We start from the raw sequence: 18,332 nt of genomic DNA on the forward strand, positions 1-18,332 counted from the left end.
CGCCGTCGCGGCGCGCCCTTTTCATTTTGTGCTATCGGAACCGTCATGCAGTTCACACGAGATCCCAGCGGCACGGTCGAGGTCGACGGCGAGACCTATGTTTGGGAAATCCGTCGCCAGCCTCAACCCAAGGGCGGCAACGTCTGGGAGGGCATGGCCGTGTCTTTGCGCCACGTCGATTTCAAGCGCGAAGCCATCGTGCAGTTTCCGCCGCCCTTGCGCCCCAACGGCCGGCCCGACGTCGAGAAGCAGCGCGTCAATGTCGATGCGGTCCGCAACGCCGTCGCCTCGGCCATTGAGGCGGGATGGGACCCGACCTCGCGCGGCAAGGCGGTCGTGTTTGATGTTGACGCGGACGGCGCCTGACTGTCACGGCTTCTGGCGGAACACCCTGAATCCGGGCTGCTGCGCCATGGCCAGCATCTCGCGGTCGCCCGAGGTGTCGCCATAGGCGGCGGTCAGCACCATGTCCTCGCCATAGGCGGCCTTCAGACGCCGCACCTTTTCCAGCCCGCGACAATTCGGCCCAGCAAAGGCGCCCGTCACCCTCTGTTCCGAATCGAACACCAGCGGGGTGCCCAGCAAGGCCTCGGCGCCCAGTCTGAGTGCAAAGGGCGCCACCGTGGTCTCGGGCGAGGCGGTCACAATCACGCGATGGGCGCCGCGTTCGCCCCACTCGTTCCAGACCTTCAGCGCGTCGGGCCGTATGAAGCGATCCCAGACGGTGTCTGCGAATTGCGTCGCCTCGGCCTCCAGGGCCGTCTTCGTCTCGCCGGCCAGGAATTCCTTCACCGAAGCGGCCTTGATCCGACCCCGATCCCGGTCCCGCGCATAGACGGCCAGGGCGGGCGCCAGCTTGACCAGGCCCAGGGCCCAGCCGCCCGGACCGGCCCGCCAGCGCAGGAATTCGGTGAAACTGTCGCGAATAGTCAGGGTGCCGTCGAAATCAAAGGCCACGATGGGCGCCGCGCCCCGGTCCGGCGCGTCTCCCGACTTCGTCCGGGACTGGCGCAAATCCTGCAAGCTCCCCATGTCAGACATTCGCCTTGATCCCCACCGACACTGATCCATCCCCGCCTTGCAACATTCCCCTGCCGCCTTCGGGGTTGTCGTTGAACGTGGGATGGGTGATTGTCATTTTTTGAAGACCTTTGCGTCCAGAGTGCTGGAATCAACGTGGAGGAAGCGCGTTTCGGGCCATTTCGGTCCGCTCCGCGGGAGTGAGATAAGGGTCTATGACCAAAGCAGCCGGCTCTGACGCCAAAAGCACCCTGTACTGCTCGTTCTGCGGAAAGAGCCAGCACGAGGTCCGCAAACTGATTGCGGGCCCGACCGTATTCATCTGCGATGAATGCGTCGAACTGTGCATGGACATCATCCGTGAAGAGCACAAGATCGGGTTCAAGAAGACCACCGACGGCGTCCCCACGCCGAAGGAGATCCGCGACGTCCTGGATGACTACGTCATCGGCCAGTCGCACGCCAAGAAGGTCCTCTCGGTCGCGGTCCACAATCACTACAAGCGTCTGAACCACGCGACGAAGAACAACGACGTCGAACTGGCCAAGTCGAACATCATGCTGATCGGCCCGACCGGGTCGGGCAAGACGCTGCTGGCCCAGACCCTGGCGCGCATCATCGACGTGCCCTTCACCATGGCCGACGCCACCACCCTGACCGAAGCCGGCTATGTGGGCGAAGACGTCGAGAACATCATCCTGAAGCTGCTTCAGGCCTCCGACTACAATGTCGAACGGGCCCAGCGCGGCATCGTCTATATCGATGAAATCGACAAGATCAGCCGCAAGTCGGACAACCCCTCCATCACCCGTGACGTCTCGGGCGAGGGCGTGCAGCAGGCCCTGCTGAAGATCATGGAAGGCACCGTCGCCTCCGTGCCTCCGCAAGGCGGCCGCAAGCATCCGCAGCAGGAGTTCCTGCAGGTCGACACCGCCAACATCCTCTTCATCGTCGGCGGCGCCTTCGCCGGGCTGGAGAAGGTGATCTCGGCGCGCGGGGCAGGGGCCTCGATCGGCTTCGGCGCCCAGGTCAAGGAAATCGACGAGCGTCGCACCGGCGACATCCTCAAGGGCGTCGAGCCCGACGACCTGATGCGGTTCGGTCTGATCCCCGAGTTCATCGGCCGTCTGCCCGTTCTGGCGACCCTGGAAGACCTGGACGAAACGGCCCTGGTCACCATCCTGACCGAGCCCAAGAACGCCCTGGTCAAACAGTACAAGCGCCTGTTCGAGATGGAGAATGTCGAACTGACCTTCACCGACGACGCCCTGATCGCCGTCGCCAAGAAGGCCATCACCCGCAAGACCGGCGCGCGGGGCCTGCGTTCGATCCTGGAGGGCATTCTGCTGGAAACCATGTTCGAACTGCCGACCTTCGAAGGCGTCGAGGAAGTGGTGGTCAACGCCGAGGTCATCGACGGCAAGGCCCAGCCCCTGCTGATCTATTCCGAAGCCTCCAAGAAGAAGGCCGACGGCGCCGCCTGATCGGGCATCGCCTTCGCACTGAAATGAAGGGCCGGAGCGACAACGCTCCGGCCCTTTTTCTGTCTCCGCTCAGACCCTCTCCCGCTTGCGGGAGAGGTGGCCCGGCGTCCGCGCAGCGGACCAGGGTCGGAGAGGGGAGGCTGGCTTGCTGGAAGAAGACTTCCCCCATCGTCACGCGTGTCGCTTCGCGCCACGACGCGACACTTCCCCCGCAAGCGGGGGAAGATCTGATCAGCCGCCCAGCACCAGCATATGACCGGGATGGGCTTCCGCCTCGGCCCGGGCGCACTGAACGGCGCTCTTGGCGTCGGTGAAGACGCCCTCGAACAAACCGTCGCTCGAGGTGACAAGCCAGCGGCCGTTCGCGGGCTGGATCGTCAAGGTTTCGACAGCGGGCGGCGAAGGGGGAGGGGCGGCGATCATTGCGCCCGCCTGTGCTGGTCGCGGTTCAACCGATCGGCCTCGGCCTGCAGCCGCGCCGCAAGCCGTTCGGCTGCGGCCCGATCAGGCAGGGGACGGGTCGCCACGCCGTTGACCGCGACGGCCCATCCGGCCGCGCGTGCCACGACCCTGTATCGTCGCGGCGGGACCGGCTCGGCGGCCCCGCCTTCCAGATGGCCCTGCATCATCGCGACGGCCCCCGGTGAATCGGCGCACCGAACAGAGCGCCGATGACGGTCCAGGCCATCTTCAGTGTGGACGGTTTGTCGGCGGATCGTTTCAGCGACTCCACCAGTAGATGTGAACGGCTCATGGTCTCTCCTTCGCCGACCAGAAGACGCCCAAACCCCGTAAAGCCGCCATGTCGAAAGCGCGGGCCGGCGTAATGCGGACGTAAAGCGCTACATTCACCTCGCCGCCCTCCCTCTTTCGTCATTCCGGGCGAAGCGCAGCGGAGACCCGGAACCCAGCGGCGCCAAAGGCGAAATCCATCCGCCGCACAATGCCGGACGACCTAATCCGCGACAGGTTCGCGCTCTCGCGCGCCGCTGGGTTCCGGGTCTGCGGGCCAAGCGGCCCTCCGCCCGGAATGACGAAAGTGATGATCGACAACCTAGGCCAACTGTCACAATGACGCTGGTCTGAATCGAACGATTTCAACGCCCTAAAAGATTCTCACCCCAACTTCCCCGCCATACCCGCCGGCGCCCGTATCATCCTCTCATCCCCGCCGATGGGGAGGGCGTCGGATCCAGCGCCCTGACGGCGGCGGGGCTGTGGTCGAGCGATGAAGCCGGTGGGGAGGAGACCGCCGGGGTCCTTAGGGGCGGCGATGGATGCCGCCTCCTGCTCGCCGCACGCCTAGGAAAGCGGGCCGCTGTCGATCCTTGTCGGCATGTCCGCCCCGGCGAAGCCGTCGCAAGGCGGCCCGCCGATCCGGCAAGGCTCGAAGAATAGGGCCGCCAGCCGGAGCGCGTGTGGAAAACGACCGCGTGGGACGACGACTGCGCCGAAACGGTACTTAAAATCCAAAACACCGGGTGCAGACCCGGCGTCCCACGCCCTCCCCGAACTTCGCCGTGAGAACGGCGAGGACAAGGCCAATTCCGCATGTGCGTGCGGCGTCCAAACCACGCAGGTGTGGGCCGTTCGCCAGCCACGCTTGAACCACGGCTCTTTCAAACCACATACTCATCCGAACGCCGTCGGAATCGACGGGCTGTCATGCGCTGGTCGGACCTCTTGTCCGGGCGACCGTGGCGGCGGGCCGGAGATCATCAATGGCCCAGGAGTACGCATCATGACTGAAACAAAGATCCTGCCCGTCCTGCCGCTGAGAGACATCGTCGTCTTCCCGCATATGGTCGTGCCGCTCTTCGTCGGCCGCGAGAAATCGGTGAAGGCCCTCGACGAGATCATGAAGGGCGAAAAGCAGATCCTTCTGGCGACCCAGAAGAACAGCGTCGACGACGATCCGTCGCCCGACGCCATCTATCCGATCGGCGTGCTGGCCAGCGTGCTGCAGCTGCTGAAACTGCCCGACGGCACCGTCAAGGTTCTGGTCGAGGGCAAGGGCCGGGCGCGCCTGACCCGCTTCACCGACCGCGAGGACTATTTCGAGGCCGAGGCCGTCGAGATCGAGGACGAGCCGGGCGACGCCTCCCAGACCGAGGCCATGCTGCGCGCCGTGGTCGAACAGTTCGAAAACTATGTGAAGCTGAACAAGAAGGTCCCGCCCGAGGCCCTCAGCTCCATCCCCCAGATCACCGACGCCTCCAAGCTGGCGGACTCGGTGGCCGCCCACCTGTCGGTCAAGATCATCGACAAACAGGGCCTGCTGGAAACCTTCGACGTGCCCAAGCGGCTGGAGAAGGTCTATGGCCTGATGGAGGGTGAAATCTCGGTCCTGCAGGTCGAGAAGAAGATCCGCTCGCGCGTGAAGCGCCAGATGGAGAAGACCCAGCGCGAATATTATCTGAACGAGCAGATGAAGGCGATCCAGCGCGAGCTGGGCGAGACCGACGACGCGCGCGACGAGATCATGGACCTGGAGAAGCGCATCCGTAAGACGCGCCTGTCCAAGGAAGCTCGCACCAAGGCCGAGGCCGAGGTCAAGAAGCTGCGCAACATGTCGCCGATGTCGGCGGAATCGACCGTGGTCCGGAACTATCTCGACTGGCTGCTGTCCGTGCCGTGGGGCAAGGCCAAGCAGAAGCCGATCGATCTGGTCAAGGCGGAGGAGATCCTAGAGGAGGACCACTTCGGCCTGGAGAAGGTCAAGGAACGGATCATCGAATATCTGGCGGTCCAGGCCCGCACCGGCAGCCTGAAGGGGCCGATCCTGTGCCTCGTCGGCCCTCCCGGCGTCGGCAAGACCTCGCTGGCCAAGTCCATCGCCAAGGCGACCGGGCGTGAATATGTCCGCATGTCGCTGGGCGGCGTGCGCGACGAAAGCGAGATCCGCGGCCACCGCCGGACCTATATCGGCTCCATGCCCGGCAAGATCATCCAGTCGATGAAGAAGGCCAAGACCACCAACGCCTTCGTCCTGCTGGACGAGATCGACAAACTGGGGTCCGACTGGCGCGGCGACCCGTCCTCGGCCCTGCTCGAGGTGCTGGACCCGGCCCAGAACTCGACCTTCGGCGACCACTATCTGGAGGTGGACTACGACCTGTCCCAGGTCATGTTCGTGACGACCGCGAACAGCCTGAACATGCCGCAGCCGCTGATGGACCGGATGGAGATCATCCGGGTTTCGGGCTACACCGAGGACGAAAAGGTCGAGATCGCCAAGCGTCACGTCCTGCCCAAACAGCTGACGGACCATGGGCTGAAGGCCGACGAACTGATCGTGCCGGAAGACACGATCCGCGACCTGATCCGTTACTACACCCGCGAGGCCGGGGTGCGGTCGCTGGAACGCGCCCTGGGCGGCCTGGCTCGCAAGGCCGTGCGCGAGATGGCCAAGACCAAGGTCACGTCGATCACGGTGGACGCCGAGAAGCTGGCTGAATACGCCGGCGTCCGGAAGTTCCGCTATGGCGAGACGGACGAGGAGGATCAGGTCGGCATCGTCACCGGTCTGGCCTGGACCGAGTTCGGCGGCGACATCCTGACCATCGAGGCCATCAAGATGCCGGGCCGCGGCCGCATGACCGTGACCGGCAACCTGAAGGACGTGATGAAGGAGTCGATTTCGGCGGCGGCCTCCTATGTGCGGTCGCGGGCCCTGGCCTTCGGCGTCAAGCCGCCGGTGTTCGAGAAGACCGACATCCACGTCCATGTGCCGGACGGCGCGACGCCCAAGGACGGCCCGTCCGCCGGCGCCGCCATGACCGTGGCCATGGTCTCGGTCCTGACCGGCATCCCGATCCGCAAGGACATCGCCATGACCGGCGAGATCACCCTGCGCGGCCGGGTCACCGCCATCGGCGGTCTGAAGGAGAAGCTGCTCGCGGCCCTGCGGTCCGGCGTCAAGACGGTGCTGATCCCGCAGGAGAACGAGAAGGACCTGGCGGACGTGCCGGACAACGTCAAATCGGCGCTCGAAATCGTGCCGATCTCCACGGCGGACGAGGCCCTGCACTGGGCCCTGACCGGTCCCCTGACACCGGTCGAATGGGATGAGGCGACGGATCCTCTGCCCGCGCCCGTGCCTCCGCTTGACGGCGCTGCAGCGACCGTCAGTCACTGAACCGCGACCTAGGTCGCAGACGAAACGCCGCCGACACGCCTGTCGGCGGCGTTTTCGCTTTTGACGCAACCGCCGATCCGCCCTTTACTGGTTCGCTTGGGAGGATGACATGACGAAAGCCGAACTTATCGGCCGTATGGCGACGGCCGCGAACATCAGCCGCGATCAGGCCAAGACGGCGCTCGAAGCCTTCACCGACGGCGTGGTGGAAGCCCTGACCCAGGGTCGGGACGTCAAGCTGATCGGCTTCGGCAGTTTCACCCCTGTCGATCGCAAGGCCGGCGTCGCCCGCAACCCCCAGACAGGTCAGGCCGTGGCCCGGCCCGCCTCCCGCACCGCGCGCTTTCGCCCCGGCGAAGGCTTGAAAAGCGCCTTGAACGGTTGAAGCCCAACGGGCATAAGCCCCGCTCCGGTTTCCACTTCGGTTTCTTGGGCGGCTAGCTCAGCTGGTCAGAGCATCTCGTTTACACCGAGAGGGTCGGCGGTTCGAACCCGTCGCCGCCTACCAAACAAAAAGGCCGCCGGAGCGATCCGGCGGCCTTTGTCTTTTGGCGATCGCCCCGGTCAGAACCGGAAGCTGGCCCGCAGCAGCAGCGAATAGCGGACGTAATCCTCAAGCAGTTCCGCGTCGCCCGTCAGGGACAGCATGCCCAGGTCGTTGCCCAGGTTCATGCGGAAGCCCAGGATCAGGCCGCCGCCCTCGACCCCGTCCGGCGACAGGACGAAGTCCGGGCCGCCGCTGGCGAAGCGGGCGATGGTCTCGCCGGCGTCGACGGACAGGTTCTGGCGATAGCCGATGCGCAGTTCCGGACGGATCCAGCCGTCCTTGCCGAAGCCGTAGCCGACGTTCATCGCCGCAACGGCCGAGAAGATGTGGCTGTCGCGCGAGTCGATATCCAGATCGAAGCCGCTGCCGCCGCCCGATTCGGAGCGGGCGCCTTCCGACAGGCGGAAGTACTCGGCGTACACCTCGGGACGGACGTTCAGGCGACCGTAGTTGCGCTCGTAGGAGGCGCCGCCGGCTGCGGCTGCAGTCCAGCCGTGCCAGTCGGATTTGTTGTTCAGATAGACGCCGTTGGCGACCAGTGACCGGTCGGCGTTGAAGCTGGCGTAGCCGCCGGCCGCGCGCGCCCAGGTGGTCCAGTACTGGCCCTGCGCACGCCAGTAGAGGCCCAGCTCCAGCAGGTTGGCCGACAGAACTTCCTCGGCCTCGGACTCGGGGTCCTTGATGTCCGACGAGGTGAAGGCGGCGGTCAGGCCGAAGGCGCCCGCGCCGGTGCCCTTTTCGACGCCGCCCGCGACGCCGAAGCCTTCAGAGCGGAAGCCGTAGGAATCGGTCTTGTCCTTGTCGGCGTAGAAGTTGATCTCCTGCACCCAGGCGCTGGTCTCGCCGGGGGCGGCGGAGGCGTTGCGGCCGGTCAGGGCGCGGGTCACCGCGTCGACGCCGGCCGACAGGGACATCAGAGGCCCGCCCGAGTGGTCCGGCAGCATCTGCTCATAGGCGTCGATGAAGCCGTCCCGGGTCGTCTGGCTCAGGAACAGGTTCCGGATCGTCTCATTGCTGCCCAGGGCGGCATAGACGGCGTCGAAGGCCGAGGCCTCGACGGGGATCAGATCGGCCTCCTGGGCGGTGCGGCGACGGGCGTCGACGTAGACTTCCCCTGCGGCCTGATCGACACCCGCCTGAACGACGTAAAGATAGGGGGAATTATCGGTCAGCAGGCTCTGGTTGATGTCCCCGACGTTCAGGGCGCCGGCCTTGATCACGCTGAACCGCTCCGGCGACTCCAGAAGGGACGAGAAGCGGACGCCCAGTTGCGCGCCCGTGGCCAGGGTTGCGGCGCCGCTGACGTTGAATCCGCCGGCGCGATCGCCTTGAGGGTCGACGGCGACGATCAGGACGCCCTCGGCCCCGACGTTCAGGCTGGAAATGGAAGTAGCGGTCGTCTGGGTCGCGTTCAGCGTCCCCTTGGAGACGTTGATGTCCAGAGCCCCGTCGCTGTCGGTGACAGCGCCGCTCACCGCCGCGCCGCCGCTGATGGACAGGCGGTCGGCGCCGGCGCCGAAGGACATGTCGCCGATGACCGTGCCGTTCTCGACGTTGAAGGCATCCGCCCCCGAACCGAATTTCACCGCGCCGACGATGACGGGTTCGCTGGCGTCAGGGACCCCGTCCTTGTCCGTATCGGTCGCCGTGCTGCCGGCGGCGGCCGGGATGCCGTACTGACGAACCGTGACGCCGCTGGTGTTGGCCGTCAGGTCGATGGCGGTCACCGTGCCGTCGATCGCCGTAGTGTCGGTGGAGTCCGCCGACAGCGAGCCGATGATGGAACCGGCGTTGCTCAATTGGGTCAGGGTGCCGGACTGGTCGCGGATGACCGTCGCGGCGCCGTGGTTTCCGCCGAACGAGGCCACGATATTGCCGGTGTTCGTCAGCGAACCGACATTGGCGCCGGCGCCGATGAGCACGCCCGTGGCCGTGTGGGCCTGTTTGCCGGAGGCGACGGCCTGGATGTTGCCCGTGTTCGAGATGGCCGGGGCGGTGACGCCGGAGCCGATCCAGATGGCGGTGGCGTTGGCGTCCACGGCCGTGGAGGCGATTCCGCCTTCGTTGCGCACCCCGCCCGCGACGGTGACGGTCTGGCCGCCGGCCACGCCCAGCTGCAGGGCGCGCGATTCGACGCCGGAATAGACGCCGGTCCCGGTGATGGAGCCGCGGTTGATCAGGCCATAGGCGGCGTCGCCGGCGCCTACGGCGCCGAGGGTCACCGCATTGGTCGCGGAGCCGATGAGCAGGGCGGGCGCGCCGCCTACCGATGTCAGGGAGGCGGTCGTTTCGCTGGCGTCCGGCACGCCGTCGCCGTCGCGATCCGCATCGTCGCGGTTCTTGACGCCGTCGCCGTCGTCATCCTCGTCGCCGTTCTTGACGCCGTCCTTGTCGTCGTCGCCGTCGATCCCGGCCGAGGAATAGGCCGGGCCCGTATCCAGCAGGACGCCGCCGGCCACATTGGCGGCCACGCGCACAGCCGGACCGCCCTGCAACAGATCGTCGGCGTCCAGTTCGTCCAGGAATATGGTCGAGGCGTTGTCGTAGGTGCCCGTCGTCGGGCGGACGGGGGGCGGGGAGGTGTATCGGTAGCCCGTGGTCGTCACGGCCGAATGGATTTTCAGGGCGCCGCCGACGTCCCCTTCGATCGACACGCCCGAGGCGCCGGCTCCGGTCGCGGACACCGAGCCCGCAAGGTCGACATTGCCCGAGATCGGGCCGGTCGTGCGGATGCCGACGCTGTTGTCGCCGACGACGCGCACAGTACCGAGGCTCTGCAGCTTGCCGGTCAGGGGCGCTTCGACCGCGAGGCCGTAGGAGTTGTTGCCTTCCACGGAGATCGAGCCGCTGGATTCGACCAGGACATTGCCGACGAAGGGCGAGGCGCCCGTGACCCGAACGCCGTAGCGGCCGGTCCCGGTGGCGAACGGCCCGTCAAGGTCGCCGTCGCCGTCCGTGTCCTTGATGTCCGCCGTTTCCTGGCTGTCCGTGATGTTGATCGTTCCGCCCATTGTGACGGAGCCGGTATTGCCGCCGTTCACTAGGACGCCCGTGGCGCCGTCGGCCGCCTTGGCCATGGTGATGGAGCCGCCGCTGTCGATATCGACCGTATTGTTCGAATCTAGCGTCATCGCTGCGCCGGAGGTGACGGCGATCGAGCCGCCGCTGGCGATGCGGACATTGTCAGCCGCGGTGCCGGTGGCGTTGGACGTCTGGATCGGCGTGGTGCGGGCTGTCGAGACGACGACCTCGGCCTGAACGCCCGTAACAGCCAGCAAGGGGGCGATCGCTACGGCGGTCGCGAGTAGAATACGCATTCGGAAGAAAACCCCTGATGGTCACGCGATCACGAAGCAGACGGTCCTTTACAGGATCGACGCTAACCGTGCCCAAGTTTATCGAATTTGAGGCGAATGCAAGGCCGTGTCCAGTCTGTTGCAAGAGCGTGTCGCAACCGTAGCTTGGATAAGGGGCTGATTTCGCGGTCTATTAGGTGGGGTGCGGAAGGTTTTGGCTCAGAGGTATTGAGGTTTCCGACGGCGGGGTTTACGGGCGGAAGAACGGTCCACCGCGTTTCACCGCGACGCATCCAACCCACGCCCCCCGGCGTTGGTTAGCCCAGACCCGGCGAGAACCTCTTCATGACACTGACCGACCTCGACGTTCACGAAAGCGAACTCCGGCTGATTCCGGGGTTGGACGTCGAGGTCGCCGACACATTGAGAGCGCTGAAGCTGGCGTCGATGGACGACCGGCCCAGGCTGGTGGACACCACCATGCTGTATGCGCCGCGCTCGGGCGGGGTGAAGCGCTATCTTCTGTCGAAGAAGGCCTGGATCGAGGAGAATCGGTCGGGCGTCAGCCATTCGCTTATCGTGCCGGGCGCGCGGCACAAGGCGCGGGCCGACGGGATCGTGCAACTGCGGGCGACAAAACTGCCGTTCGGCGATGGCTATCGTTGGCCCAGTTCGGTCAAGCGCTGGAGCGCCTGGGTCGCGGCGATGAAGCCGTCGATCATCGAGGCCGGCGACCCCTACACGCCGGGTCAGGGCGCGCTGGAGGCCGGCCAGCGGGTCGGGTGTCCGGTCGTCGGCTTCTGTCACTCGGATCCCGCCGGGCTGGCGGCGCTGCATTTCGGCGAATGGGCCAAGAAGCCGGTTGAGAAACGCTGGGCGCGCCTGTTTTCCCAGTTCGACCGCGTCATCTCGCCCAGCCGTTTCATCGCCCGTCGACTGGAAGAGGCGGGCGTCGACAATATCGTCATCCGGCCCCTGGGGGTGGAGATCGACACCTTCCGACCCGAACGCCGGGATCGGAAATGGCTGTTGGGAGAACTGGGCCTGGGCGAGGACGCCCGCCTGCTGTGCTTCGCCGGCCGTCCCGCCAAGGAGAAGAATGTCGATATTCTCATCGAGGCGGTCCAGAAACTGGGCGCGCCCTATCATCTGGTCCTGGTCGGGGCGGGTTCAGGCATGCCCGCCGAGGACCGGGTGATCTCCATGCCCTATGAGAAGGATCCGCGCGCGGTGGCGCGGATCATCGCCAGCTGCGACGCCTTCGTCCACGCCAATGACAAGGAGCCCTTCGGTCTGATCGTGCTGGAGGCCATGGCCTGTGGCCGCCCGGTCGTGGGCGTCAACGCCGGGGGCGTGGCCGAGACTGTGGATGACACGGTCGGCCAGCTGGCGACCAGCGCCGACGCCGACGCCTACGCCCAGGCGGTCGAGGCCCTGTTTGCGCGCGACATCGAGGCCATCGGCCGCGCCGCCCGCGAAAAGGCCGTCAGCCAGTTCGCCTGGAGCCGCGTGTTCGAGGACCTGTGCATGGTTTACGGCGAACTGACGGGCGAGGCCGCCTTTGTTCAGCCCGAAGAGGCGTTCGCCGTTCACTGACGCGTTACGTCGTGATTTCGGGTCGATATCTGGACGCGAATATCCGGGCCGTCGCGTCAGGTCTGAAGATAGTCGGGAAATGAGGGGCGGCGCGCCACTTCTTCGTCTGGAAGAAGTGGCGCGAGTGACGGGGCTCGAACCCGCGACCTCCGGCGTGACAGGCCGGCACTCTAACCAACTGAGCTACACCCGCGTATCAGGTCGAAACTTTTGAGTTGTTTCGAAAACTATGAAGGGAAGGCGGTAGCGCCACTCTGTCTATTTCTAGAAAGAGTGGCGCGAGTGACGGGGCTCGAACCCGCGACCTCCGGCGTGACAGGCCGGCACTCTAACCAACTGAGCTACACCCGCGTTTCCCGGCCGAAGCGGCTGTGCGCCCCGGCGAGGGGCGTCGTTTAGGCGGGCTGACCCAGCGCGTCAAGCGGCCTTTTCCGAGAAAGACCCGCCTCAGCGCGGAAGGGGCGTGGACGGAGGGACTGCGGCCGCCTGGGGCGGGCTGTGCGGGCCCGACAGGCCGCCCGTGGCGGGCTCCTGAGCGGCGACGGCCGGGGCGGGCGGCTCGTAATGAACGCCCACGCCGGGCCCCACCGGCAGGTCGAAGGCCACCCAGGCCGCCACCATGGTCAGGCCGGCCACCAGGAAGGCCCCGGCGTAAGGCAACATGGTCGCCATCAGGGAGCCCAGGCCGAAGCGCGGATCCCAGCGCTGGGCGAAGGTCAGGATCAGCGGGAAATAGCTCATCAGCGGCGTGGCGATGTTCGTCACCGAATCGCCCATGCGATAGGCGGCCGTCGTCATCTCCGGCGAAATGCCCAGCAGCATGAACATCGGCACGACGATGGGGGCCAGGGCCGACCATTTGGCCGAGGCCGAGCCGATGAACAGGTCAAAGAAGCAGGACACCAGGACGACGCAGATCAGAAGCAGGGGCGCGGGCAGGGCCAGGCTCTTCAGCTCGGCGGCCGCGTTGACCGCCAGGATCGGCCCCAGGCCCGACCAGTTGAACATGGCCACGAAATGGGCGGCGAAGAAGGCCAGGACGATATAGGGCGCCAGCTGGGCGATGCCGTCACGCATCATCCGCACCAGGTCGCGATGGGACCGTATCGAGCCGGATCCCGCCCCAAAGGCCGCGCCCGTGACAAAGAAGACCACGGCGAAGAAGGCGACCAGCGAACGGTACAGGGGATTGAACCTCTGCTCCGGGTCGGCGTCGGGGTCCACGAAGGGCGAGCCCGGCAGCAGGGTGATCAGGGTCCACAGACCGATCATGGCCAGGAGGGCCAGGCCGGCGAATTGGAGACCGCGTCTCTGGGCCGCGGTCAGAGGCTCCTTTTCCGAGGTCGCGGGGGCGGCGACGCCTTCGGACGGGGTCCATTTGCCCAGCCGGGGCTCGATCACCCGGTCGGTCAGGAACCAGACGATGGGCGTGAAGACGAACACCACCCCGACGATGAAGAACCAGTTGCCGGCGATGTTCACCGAATAGGACGGATCGATCAGGTGGGCGGCGGGCTCGGTGATGCCCAGGATCAGGGCGTCGCTGGCGCCGGGGAACAGATTGCCGGCGTAACCGCCCGACACGGCGGCGAAGCCTGCAGCCAGGCCGGCCAGGGGATGACGCCCCGCCGCCGCGAAAATCACCGCCGCCAAGGGAATCACCACCACATAGGAGGCGTCGGATGCATGGTGCGACACCATGCCGGTGATCACGACGACCGGCGTCAATATGGCGCGGGGCGCATTCAGAAGCGCGCCGCGAATCGCCGTGGAGAACATCCCGGTCCTTTCGGCCACCGCCGCGCCGTAGATGATGGTGATGACGATCCCCAGCGGCGGGAAGTCCGCCAGGGTGCGCGGCATGCCGATGATCAGCCGCTCCAGATTTTCGGGCGACAGCAGGCTTTGCGCGACCAGACGGTCCCCCGTCACCGGATTGACCGCCGACCAGCCCAGTCCGGCCCCGACCAGACTCAGCGCGATCAGGCCCGCGATCAGCCACAGAAACAGGAAGACAGGATCGGGCAGGCGATTCCCGACCCGCTCGACGGTGTTCAGGACACGGGCGCCCAGGCTCATGCGGATGACTTTCGGTTGGGATTTCAAGGCGGCAGTAGGGCCGGGAAGGGGCCAGAACCGCAAGCGTCGGGGCTGCGACATATGGCCCGGGAACTTGCGATCCGTTCTCAACAAAAAACCAATGGACGCAGGGGTTTGAACCTCGCGAACGTTGGGTCTAAGAAGCGCCGAATCCCGCCTCTCCCCGGCGGCCGAGGTTCTTTGAATGAACGCATTTCTGCTCGAATATCTGCCGGTCATTATCTTCGCCGGCATCGCCGCCTTCATCGGCGTGCTCTTCATCGCCCTGCCGATGCTGTTGGCGCCCAAGAGCCCCGATTCAGAGAAGCTGTCCGCCTATGAGTGCGGGTTCAACGCCTTCGACGACGCCCGGATGAAGTTCGACGTGCGCTTCTATCTGGTGTCGATCCTGTTCATCATCTTCGATCTGGAAGTCGCCTTCCTGTTCCCGTGGGCGGTGTCGATGTTCGACCTGTCGCACGCCGGAATGATCTTCGCCTTCTGGTCGATGATGGTCTTCCTGGGCGTACTGACCATCGGCTTCATCTACGAATGGAAGAAGGGAGCCCTGGAATGGGAATAGTCGCGCCTTCCTCGCCGCTGCCCGGCGTTTCGGCGGGGCCCCTGGTTCCCGCCAATTCGGCCGCGCGTTCGATGGTCGAGGGGTATGACCCCAAGATCCACGACAAGTTCTTCGAGTCGGTCAACATGGAGCTGGGCGAGCGCGGCTTCCTGACCGCCTCGCTGGACGACGTCATCACCTGGGCGCGCACCGGCTCGCTGATGTGGATGACCTTCGGCCTGGCCTGCTGCGCCGTCGAGATGATCCAGATGTCGATGCCGCGCTTCGACGTCGAACGCTTCGGCATGGCTCCGCGCGGCAGCCCGCGTCACTCGGACCTGATGATCGTGGCCGGCACCCTGACCAACAAGATGGCCCCGGCCATCCGCAAGGTCTACGACCAGATGCCCGACCCGCGCTATGTCGTGTCCATGGGCAGCTGCGCCAACGGCGGCGGCTATTATCACTACAGCTACAGCGTCGTTCGCGGTTGCGACCGCGTGGTGCCGGTGGACGTCTATGTCCCGGGTTGCCCGCCGACGGCCGAGGCCCTGCTGTACGGCCTGCTGCAGCTGCAGAAGAAGATCCGCCGCACGGGGACCATCGACCGATGAGCTCGCTGGCTGTTCAAGAACGGTTCGAGGCCGCTTTGACGCCGATGGGCGCCGAGATGGTCGGGGCTCTGGGCGTCGAGGCGCAGGTCGCCTTCGGCGAACTGACCCTGCTGGCGCCGCGCGAACGGATCGTCGAGGTCATGACGGCGCTGCGCGACCAGTTCGGCTTCCAGCAGCTGCTGGATCTGTGCGGCGCCGACTATCCGGATCGCGAGGAGCGGTTCGAGGTCGTCTATCACCTGCTGTCGATGACCCGGAACGCCCGGGTCCGCGTCAAGGTCGTGACCGACGAGGTCCAGCCCGTCGCCACCGTGACCGGGGTCTATCCGTCGGCCGGCTGGTTCGAGCGCGAAGCCTACGACATGTACGGCGTGATCTTCTCGGGGCATCCGGACATGCGCCGTCTGCTGACGGACTATGGCTTCGAAGGCCATCCGCTGCGCAAGGACTTCCCGATGACGGGCTATGTCGAGGTCCGCTACGACGAAGAGCAGAAGCGGGTCGTCTATGAGCCGGTCAAGCTGACGCAGGAATTCCGGACGTTCGACTTCCTGTCGCCGTGGGAAGGCGCCGACTACCCGGCGCCCGTGCTTCCCGGCGACGAAAAGGCTGGAGTGAAGGGCTGATGGCTGACGGAGCCCCCGTAACCGCGCCCGTGAACGGCGCTGTCGATCCGTTCGAGGACATGCCGGTCGATCACCGCACCGCGCACGCCAAGGACATGGACGACCGCAAGTTCACCATCAACTTCGGCCCGCAACACCCGGCCGCGCACGGCGTGCTGCGGCTGGTGCTGGAGCTGGACGGCGAGATCGTCGAACGCGTCGATCCGCACATCGGCCTGCTGCACCGCGGCACCGAGAAGCTGATGGAGGCCCGCACCTATCTGCAGAACGTGCCCTATCTGGACCGGCTCGACTATGTCGCGCCGATGAACCAGGAACACGCCTTCTGCCTGGCCATCGAGAAGCTGCTCGGCGTTGAGGTTCCCTACCGGGCCCAGCTGATCCGGGTGCTCTATTCGGAAATCGGCCGGATCGGGAACCACCTGCTGAACGCGACCATGCAGGCCATGGACGTCGGCGCCCTGACGCCCCCGCTGTGGGGCCACGAAGAGCGCGAAAAGCTGATGGTCTTCTACGAGCGCGCCAGCGGGGCGCGTCTCCACGCCAACTATTTCCGTCCCGGCGGCGTCCACCAGGATCTGCCGATGGACCTGATCGACGACATCGGTCGCTGGTGCCACGAATTCCCCAAGGCCCTGACCGATATCGAGAGCCTGGTCACCGAAAACCGCATCTTCAAGCAGCGCAACGTCGACATCGGCGTGGTGTCCAAGGAACAGGCCCTGGCCTGGGGCTTCACCGGCGTCATGCTGCGCGGCTCCGACATCGCCTGGGATCTTCGCAAGTCGCAGCCCTATGAGTGCTACGCCGAGCTGGAGTTCGATATTCCGGTCGGCAAGAACGGCGACTGCTGGGATCGGTACCTCTGCCGCATCGAGGAGATGAAGCAGTCGGTGCGGATCATGGAGCAGTGCATCCACAAGCTGCGCAACTGCCCCGGCGAACCGGTGATGCTCGAGGACAACAAGATCGTTCCGCCGCGTCGCGGCGAGATGAAGCGGTCGATGGAATCCCTGATCCATCACTTCAAACTGTATACCGAAGGCTTCAAGACGCCTGAGGGCGAGGTCTATGCCTCGGTCGAGGCGCCCAAGGGCGAGTTCGGCATCTATCTGGTGTCTGACGGCACCAACAAACCCTATCGCGTCAAGATCTCGGCGCCGGGCTTCCGTCACCTGCAGGCGATGGACTGGATCAACAGCGGCCACCAGCTGGCCGACGTCTCCGCCATCCTGGGCTCGCTCGACATCGTTTTCGGAGAAGTGGACCGATGAGCGTTCGTCGTCTCGCCAAGGAACAACCGGCCTCGTTCGCCTTCTCGGCCGATACGACGGCCAAGGCTGAATGGTGGATCAAGAAGTATCCGGAAAGCCGTCGCCAGTCGGCGGTGATCCCGATCCTGTGGCTGGTCCAGAAGCAGGAAGGCTGGGTCTCCGAGCCCGCCATCCGCGCCATCGGCGAACTGCTGGGCATGCCCTTCATCCGGGTGCTGGAGGTCGCGACCTTCTACACCATGTTCATGCTGGAGCCGGTCGGCAAGACCGCCCTGATCCAGGTGTGCGGCACGACGCCCTGCATGCTGCGCGGCGCCAATGAGCTGATGAAGGTCTGCAAGGAGAAGATCGGTCCCAAGGACCATCTGTCCGCCGACGGCCGCTTCACCTGGCAGGAAGTCGAATGCCTGGGCGCCTGTTCGAACGCGCCCATGGCCCAGATCAACGACTATTATTTCGAGGACCTGACGCCCGAGTCCCTGGCCCAGATCATCGACGACTTCGCCGCCGGCAAGACGCCCAAGCCGGGCTCCTATCAGGGGCGCGCCACGTCCGAGCCGGCCGGCGGGGCCAAGACCCTGCTGGATCCGAAACTGTACGACGGTTCGGCCGCCCAGCCGATCGCCAAACTGCCCAACAGCGACCCGGCGCCGGTCGAGAAGGCCCCCGCCTGATGCCTGCGCCCGACCTCGACAGCGACGAAGGCCGCGCCGCGTACCGCAAGGAGCTGCGCCTTGTCGCACGGCCCCTGCGCGCGGGCGGGCTCGCGCTGGTGGTCGGCGCGGCCATGCTGATTTTGCTGACCCGTCAGGGGACGCCGGGCCTGGGCGACTGGGCCTTCACCCTGTCCTACGTCATGCTCGGCGCCGGCTGGGCCTGCGTCATCGGCGCCATCTACGCCCGAAACCGGCACCACAAACGCCGGATGCGCCAGTTGGACGTCATGTCGTCATGACGCCGTTGATCGATTGTGGTTCCATGAATTCGATGCAGCGTGCCGGGGGGCGCCATGTCGATGGATCAGAAACGGGCAGGGCGCCGCGCGCCCAAGCGCGGCCGGGGCGGGGGGAGCCCCGCCGGGGCGGGCCGGTTGCCC

Annotated in this window: 17 protein-coding genes and 3 tRNA genes; 12 read left to right on the forward strand and 8 right to left on the reverse strand. The window is 65.8% G+C overall.

The window, feature by feature from the left end:
• The first annotated feature begins 45 nt into the window (after positions 1-45).
• Positions 46-366, forward strand: a complete 321-nt coding sequence (locus ER13_RS02740; protein WP_008260378.1) for a hypothetical protein — start codon at positions 46-48, stop codon at positions 364-366.
• 3 nt (positions 367-369) lie between these two features.
• On the opposite strand, the gene ER13_RS02745 is transcribed toward ER13_RS02740, so the two are convergent.
• Positions 370-1,041: an HAD-IB family hydrolase gene (locus ER13_RS02745; RefSeq protein WP_035306226.1), complete on the reverse strand. Its 672-nt coding sequence runs from the start codon at positions 1,039-1,041 to the stop codon at positions 370-372.
• Positions 1,042-1,235: 194 nt separating this feature from the next.
• On the opposite strand from ER13_RS02745, the gene clpX reads away from it, so the two are divergent.
• Positions 1,236-2,504, forward strand: coding sequence for an ATP-dependent Clp protease ATP-binding subunit ClpX (clpX, locus tag ER13_RS02750; protein WP_008260240.1), 1,269 nt, complete (start codon positions 1,236-1,238; stop codon positions 2,502-2,504).
• A 231-nt stretch (positions 2,505-2,735) separates the two neighbouring features.
• Here the strand turns inward: clpX and ER13_RS02755 are convergent, their stop codons facing one another.
• Genes ER13_RS02755 through ER13_RS19165 form a run of 3 tightly spaced genes read right to left on the reverse strand, consistent with a single transcriptional unit; the run spans position 2,736 to position 3,258 of the window.
• Positions 2,736-2,927 carry a hypothetical protein gene (locus tag ER13_RS02755; RefSeq protein WP_035306228.1) on the reverse strand — a complete coding sequence of 64 codons (192 nt, stop codon included), beginning with the start codon at positions 2,925-2,927 and terminating at the stop codon, positions 2,736-2,738.
• Positions 2,924-3,133 carry a hypothetical protein gene (locus ER13_RS02760; RefSeq protein WP_154725339.1) on the reverse strand — a complete coding sequence of 70 codons (210 nt, stop codon included), beginning with the start codon at positions 3,131-3,133 and terminating at the stop codon, positions 2,924-2,926. Before ER13_RS02760 ends, ER13_RS02755 begins: the two co-directional genes overlap by 4 nt.
• Complete coding sequence (locus ER13_RS19165; RefSeq protein WP_255347080.1) at positions 3,130-3,258, reverse strand: hypothetical protein; 129 nt, start codon at positions 3,256-3,258, stop codon at positions 3,130-3,132. Before ER13_RS19165 ends, ER13_RS02760 begins: the two co-directional genes overlap by 4 nt.
• A 987-nt stretch (positions 3,259-4,245) precedes the next feature.
• On the opposite strand from ER13_RS19165, the gene lon reads away from it, so the two are divergent.
• The 3 genes from lon to ER13_RS02775 all read left to right on the forward strand — a co-directional run bounded on the left by lon (position 4,246) and on the right by ER13_RS02775 (position 7,150).
• A complete protein-coding gene (lon, locus tag ER13_RS02765) occupies positions 4,246-6,642 on the forward strand; it encodes an endopeptidase La (protein WP_035306232.1) in 2,397 nt (798 codons plus the stop codon).
• 109 nt (positions 6,643-6,751) lie between these two features.
• The gene (locus tag ER13_RS02770) at positions 6,752-7,027 is read left to right on the forward strand and encodes an HU family DNA-binding protein (RefSeq protein WP_008260193.1); all 276 of its coding nucleotides are present in this window, start codon (positions 6,752-6,754) and stop codon (positions 7,025-7,027) included.
• 46 nt (positions 7,028-7,073) lie between these two features.
• Positions 7,074-7,150 (forward strand) — tRNA-Val (locus ER13_RS02775).
• 56 nt (positions 7,151-7,206) lie between these two features.
• Here the strand turns inward: ER13_RS02775 and ER13_RS02780 are convergent.
• Positions 7,207-10,506: an autotransporter domain-containing protein gene (locus ER13_RS02780; RefSeq protein WP_035306234.1), complete on the reverse strand. Its 3,300-nt coding sequence runs from the start codon at positions 10,504-10,506 to the stop codon at positions 7,207-7,209.
• Positions 10,507-10,830: 324 nt separating this feature from the next.
• On the opposite strand from ER13_RS02780, the gene ER13_RS02785 reads away from it, so the two are divergent.
• Positions 10,831-12,081, forward strand: a complete 1,251-nt coding sequence (locus tag ER13_RS02785; protein WP_035306236.1) for a glycosyltransferase — start codon at positions 10,831-10,833, stop codon at positions 12,079-12,081.
• A 116-nt stretch (positions 12,082-12,197) separates the two neighbouring features.
• On the opposite strand, the gene ER13_RS02790 is transcribed toward ER13_RS02785, so the two are convergent.
• The 3 genes from ER13_RS02790 to ER13_RS02800 form a co-directional block, all read right to left on the reverse strand.
• Positions 12,198-12,274: transfer RNA gene (locus ER13_RS02790), tRNA-Asp, on the reverse strand.
• Between the two features lie 81 nt (positions 12,275-12,355).
• Positions 12,356-12,432: transfer RNA gene (locus tag ER13_RS02795), tRNA-Asp, on the reverse strand.
• A 96-nt stretch (positions 12,433-12,528) separates the two neighbouring features.
• Entirely contained in the window at positions 12,529-14,160 is a 1,632-nt protein-coding gene (locus ER13_RS02800) for an AbgT family transporter (RefSeq protein ID WP_035306238.1), read from the reverse strand.
• Positions 14,161-14,365: 205 nt separating this feature from the next.
• On the opposite strand from ER13_RS02800, the gene ER13_RS02805 reads away from it, so the two are divergent.
• The 6 genes from ER13_RS02805 to ER13_RS02830 are packed head-to-tail and all read left to right on the forward strand — an operon-like array spanning position 14,366 to position 18,191.
• On the forward strand, positions 14,366-14,743 hold the full coding sequence (locus ER13_RS02805; protein WP_008262515.1) for an NADH-quinone oxidoreductase subunit A: 378 nt from the start codon (positions 14,366-14,368) through the stop codon (positions 14,741-14,743).
• Positions 14,713-15,336, forward strand: a complete 624-nt coding sequence (locus tag ER13_RS02810; protein WP_154725271.1) for an NADH-quinone oxidoreductase subunit B family protein — start codon at positions 14,713-14,715, stop codon at positions 15,334-15,336. Before ER13_RS02805 ends, ER13_RS02810 begins: the two co-directional genes overlap by 31 nt.
• On the forward strand, positions 15,333-15,962 hold the full coding sequence (locus ER13_RS02815; RefSeq protein WP_008260708.1) for an NADH-quinone oxidoreductase subunit C: 630 nt from the start codon (positions 15,333-15,335) through the stop codon (positions 15,960-15,962). Before ER13_RS02810 ends, ER13_RS02815 begins: the two co-directional genes overlap by 4 nt.
• On the forward strand, positions 15,962-17,236 hold the full coding sequence (locus ER13_RS02820) for an NADH-quinone oxidoreductase subunit D (protein ID WP_035306242.1): 1,275 nt from the start codon (positions 15,962-15,964) through the stop codon (positions 17,234-17,236). The genes ER13_RS02815 and ER13_RS02820 overlap by 1 nt, the downstream gene beginning before the upstream one ends.
• Entirely contained in the window at positions 17,233-17,910 is a 678-nt protein-coding gene (gene nuoE, locus ER13_RS02825) for an NADH-quinone oxidoreductase subunit NuoE (protein ID WP_008263733.1), read from the forward strand. The genes ER13_RS02820 and nuoE overlap by 4 nt, the downstream gene beginning before the upstream one ends.
• Positions 17,910-18,191, forward strand: coding sequence for a hypothetical protein (locus tag ER13_RS02830; protein WP_008263388.1), 282 nt, complete (start codon positions 17,910-17,912; stop codon positions 18,189-18,191). Before nuoE ends, ER13_RS02830 begins: the two co-directional genes overlap by 1 nt.
• The last annotated feature ends 141 nt before the right edge of the window (positions 18,192-18,332 follow it).

This window comes from Brevundimonas sp. EAKA, from assembly GCF_000698025.1.
Lineage (GTDB): Bacteria > Pseudomonadota > Alphaproteobacteria > Caulobacterales > Caulobacteraceae > Brevundimonas > Brevundimonas mediterranea_A.

Excerpts from the sequence above, each read along its gene's own strand:
- ER13_RS02760 (WP_154725339.1), bottom strand. The coding sequence starts at position 3,133 with ATGATGCAGGGCCATCTGGAAGGCGGGGCCGCCGAGCCGGTCCCGCCG.
- ER13_RS02805 (WP_008262515.1), top strand. The coding sequence starts at position 14,366 with ATGAACGCATTTCTGCTCGAATATCTGCCGGTCATTATCTTCGCCGGC.
- ER13_RS02785 (WP_035306236.1), top strand. The coding sequence starts at position 10,831 with ATGACACTGACCGACCTCGACGTTCACGAAAGCGAACTCCGGCTGATT.
- ER13_RS02740 (WP_008260378.1), top strand. The coding sequence starts at position 46 with ATGCAGTTCACACGAGATCCCAGCGGCACGGTCGAGGTCGACGGCGAG.
- clpX (WP_008260240.1), top strand. The coding sequence starts at position 1,236 with ATGACCAAAGCAGCCGGCTCTGACGCCAAAAGCACCCTGTACTGCTCG.
- ER13_RS02820 (WP_035306242.1), top strand. The coding sequence starts at position 15,962 with ATGGCTGACGGAGCCCCCGTAACCGCGCCCGTGAACGGCGCTGTCGAT.
- ER13_RS02800 (WP_035306238.1), bottom strand. The coding sequence starts at position 14,160 with ATGAGCCTGGGCGCCCGTGTCCTGAACACCGTCGAGCGGGTCGGGAAT.
- ER13_RS02815 (WP_008260708.1), top strand. The coding sequence starts at position 15,333 with ATGAGCTCGCTGGCTGTTCAAGAACGGTTCGAGGCCGCTTTGACGCCG.
- ER13_RS02755 (WP_035306228.1), bottom strand. The coding sequence starts at position 2,927 with ATGATCGCCGCCCCTCCCCCTTCGCCGCCCGCTGTCGAAACCTTGACG.
- ER13_RS02780 (WP_035306234.1), bottom strand. The coding sequence starts at position 10,506 with ATGCGTATTCTACTCGCGACCGCCGTAGCGATCGCCCCCTTGCTGGCT.
- ER13_RS02810 (WP_154725271.1), top strand. The coding sequence starts at position 14,713 with ATGGAAGAAGGGAGCCCTGGAATGGGAATAGTCGCGCCTTCCTCGCCG.
- lon (WP_035306232.1), top strand. The coding sequence starts at position 4,246 with ATGACTGAAACAAAGATCCTGCCCGTCCTGCCGCTGAGAGACATCGTC.
- ER13_RS02745 (WP_035306226.1), bottom strand. The coding sequence starts at position 1,041 with ATGTCTGACATGGGGAGCTTGCAGGATTTGCGCCAGTCCCGGACGAAG.
- ER13_RS02770 (WP_008260193.1), top strand. The coding sequence starts at position 6,752 with ATGACGAAAGCCGAACTTATCGGCCGTATGGCGACGGCCGCGAACATC.
- nuoE (WP_008263733.1), top strand. The coding sequence starts at position 17,233 with ATGAGCGTTCGTCGTCTCGCCAAGGAACAACCGGCCTCGTTCGCCTTC.
- ER13_RS19165 (WP_255347080.1), bottom strand. The coding sequence starts at position 3,258 with ATGAGCCGTTCACATCTACTGGTGGAGTCGCTGAAACGATCCGCCGAC.
- ER13_RS02830 (WP_008263388.1), top strand. The coding sequence starts at position 17,910 with ATGCCTGCGCCCGACCTCGACAGCGACGAAGGCCGCGCCGCGTACCGC.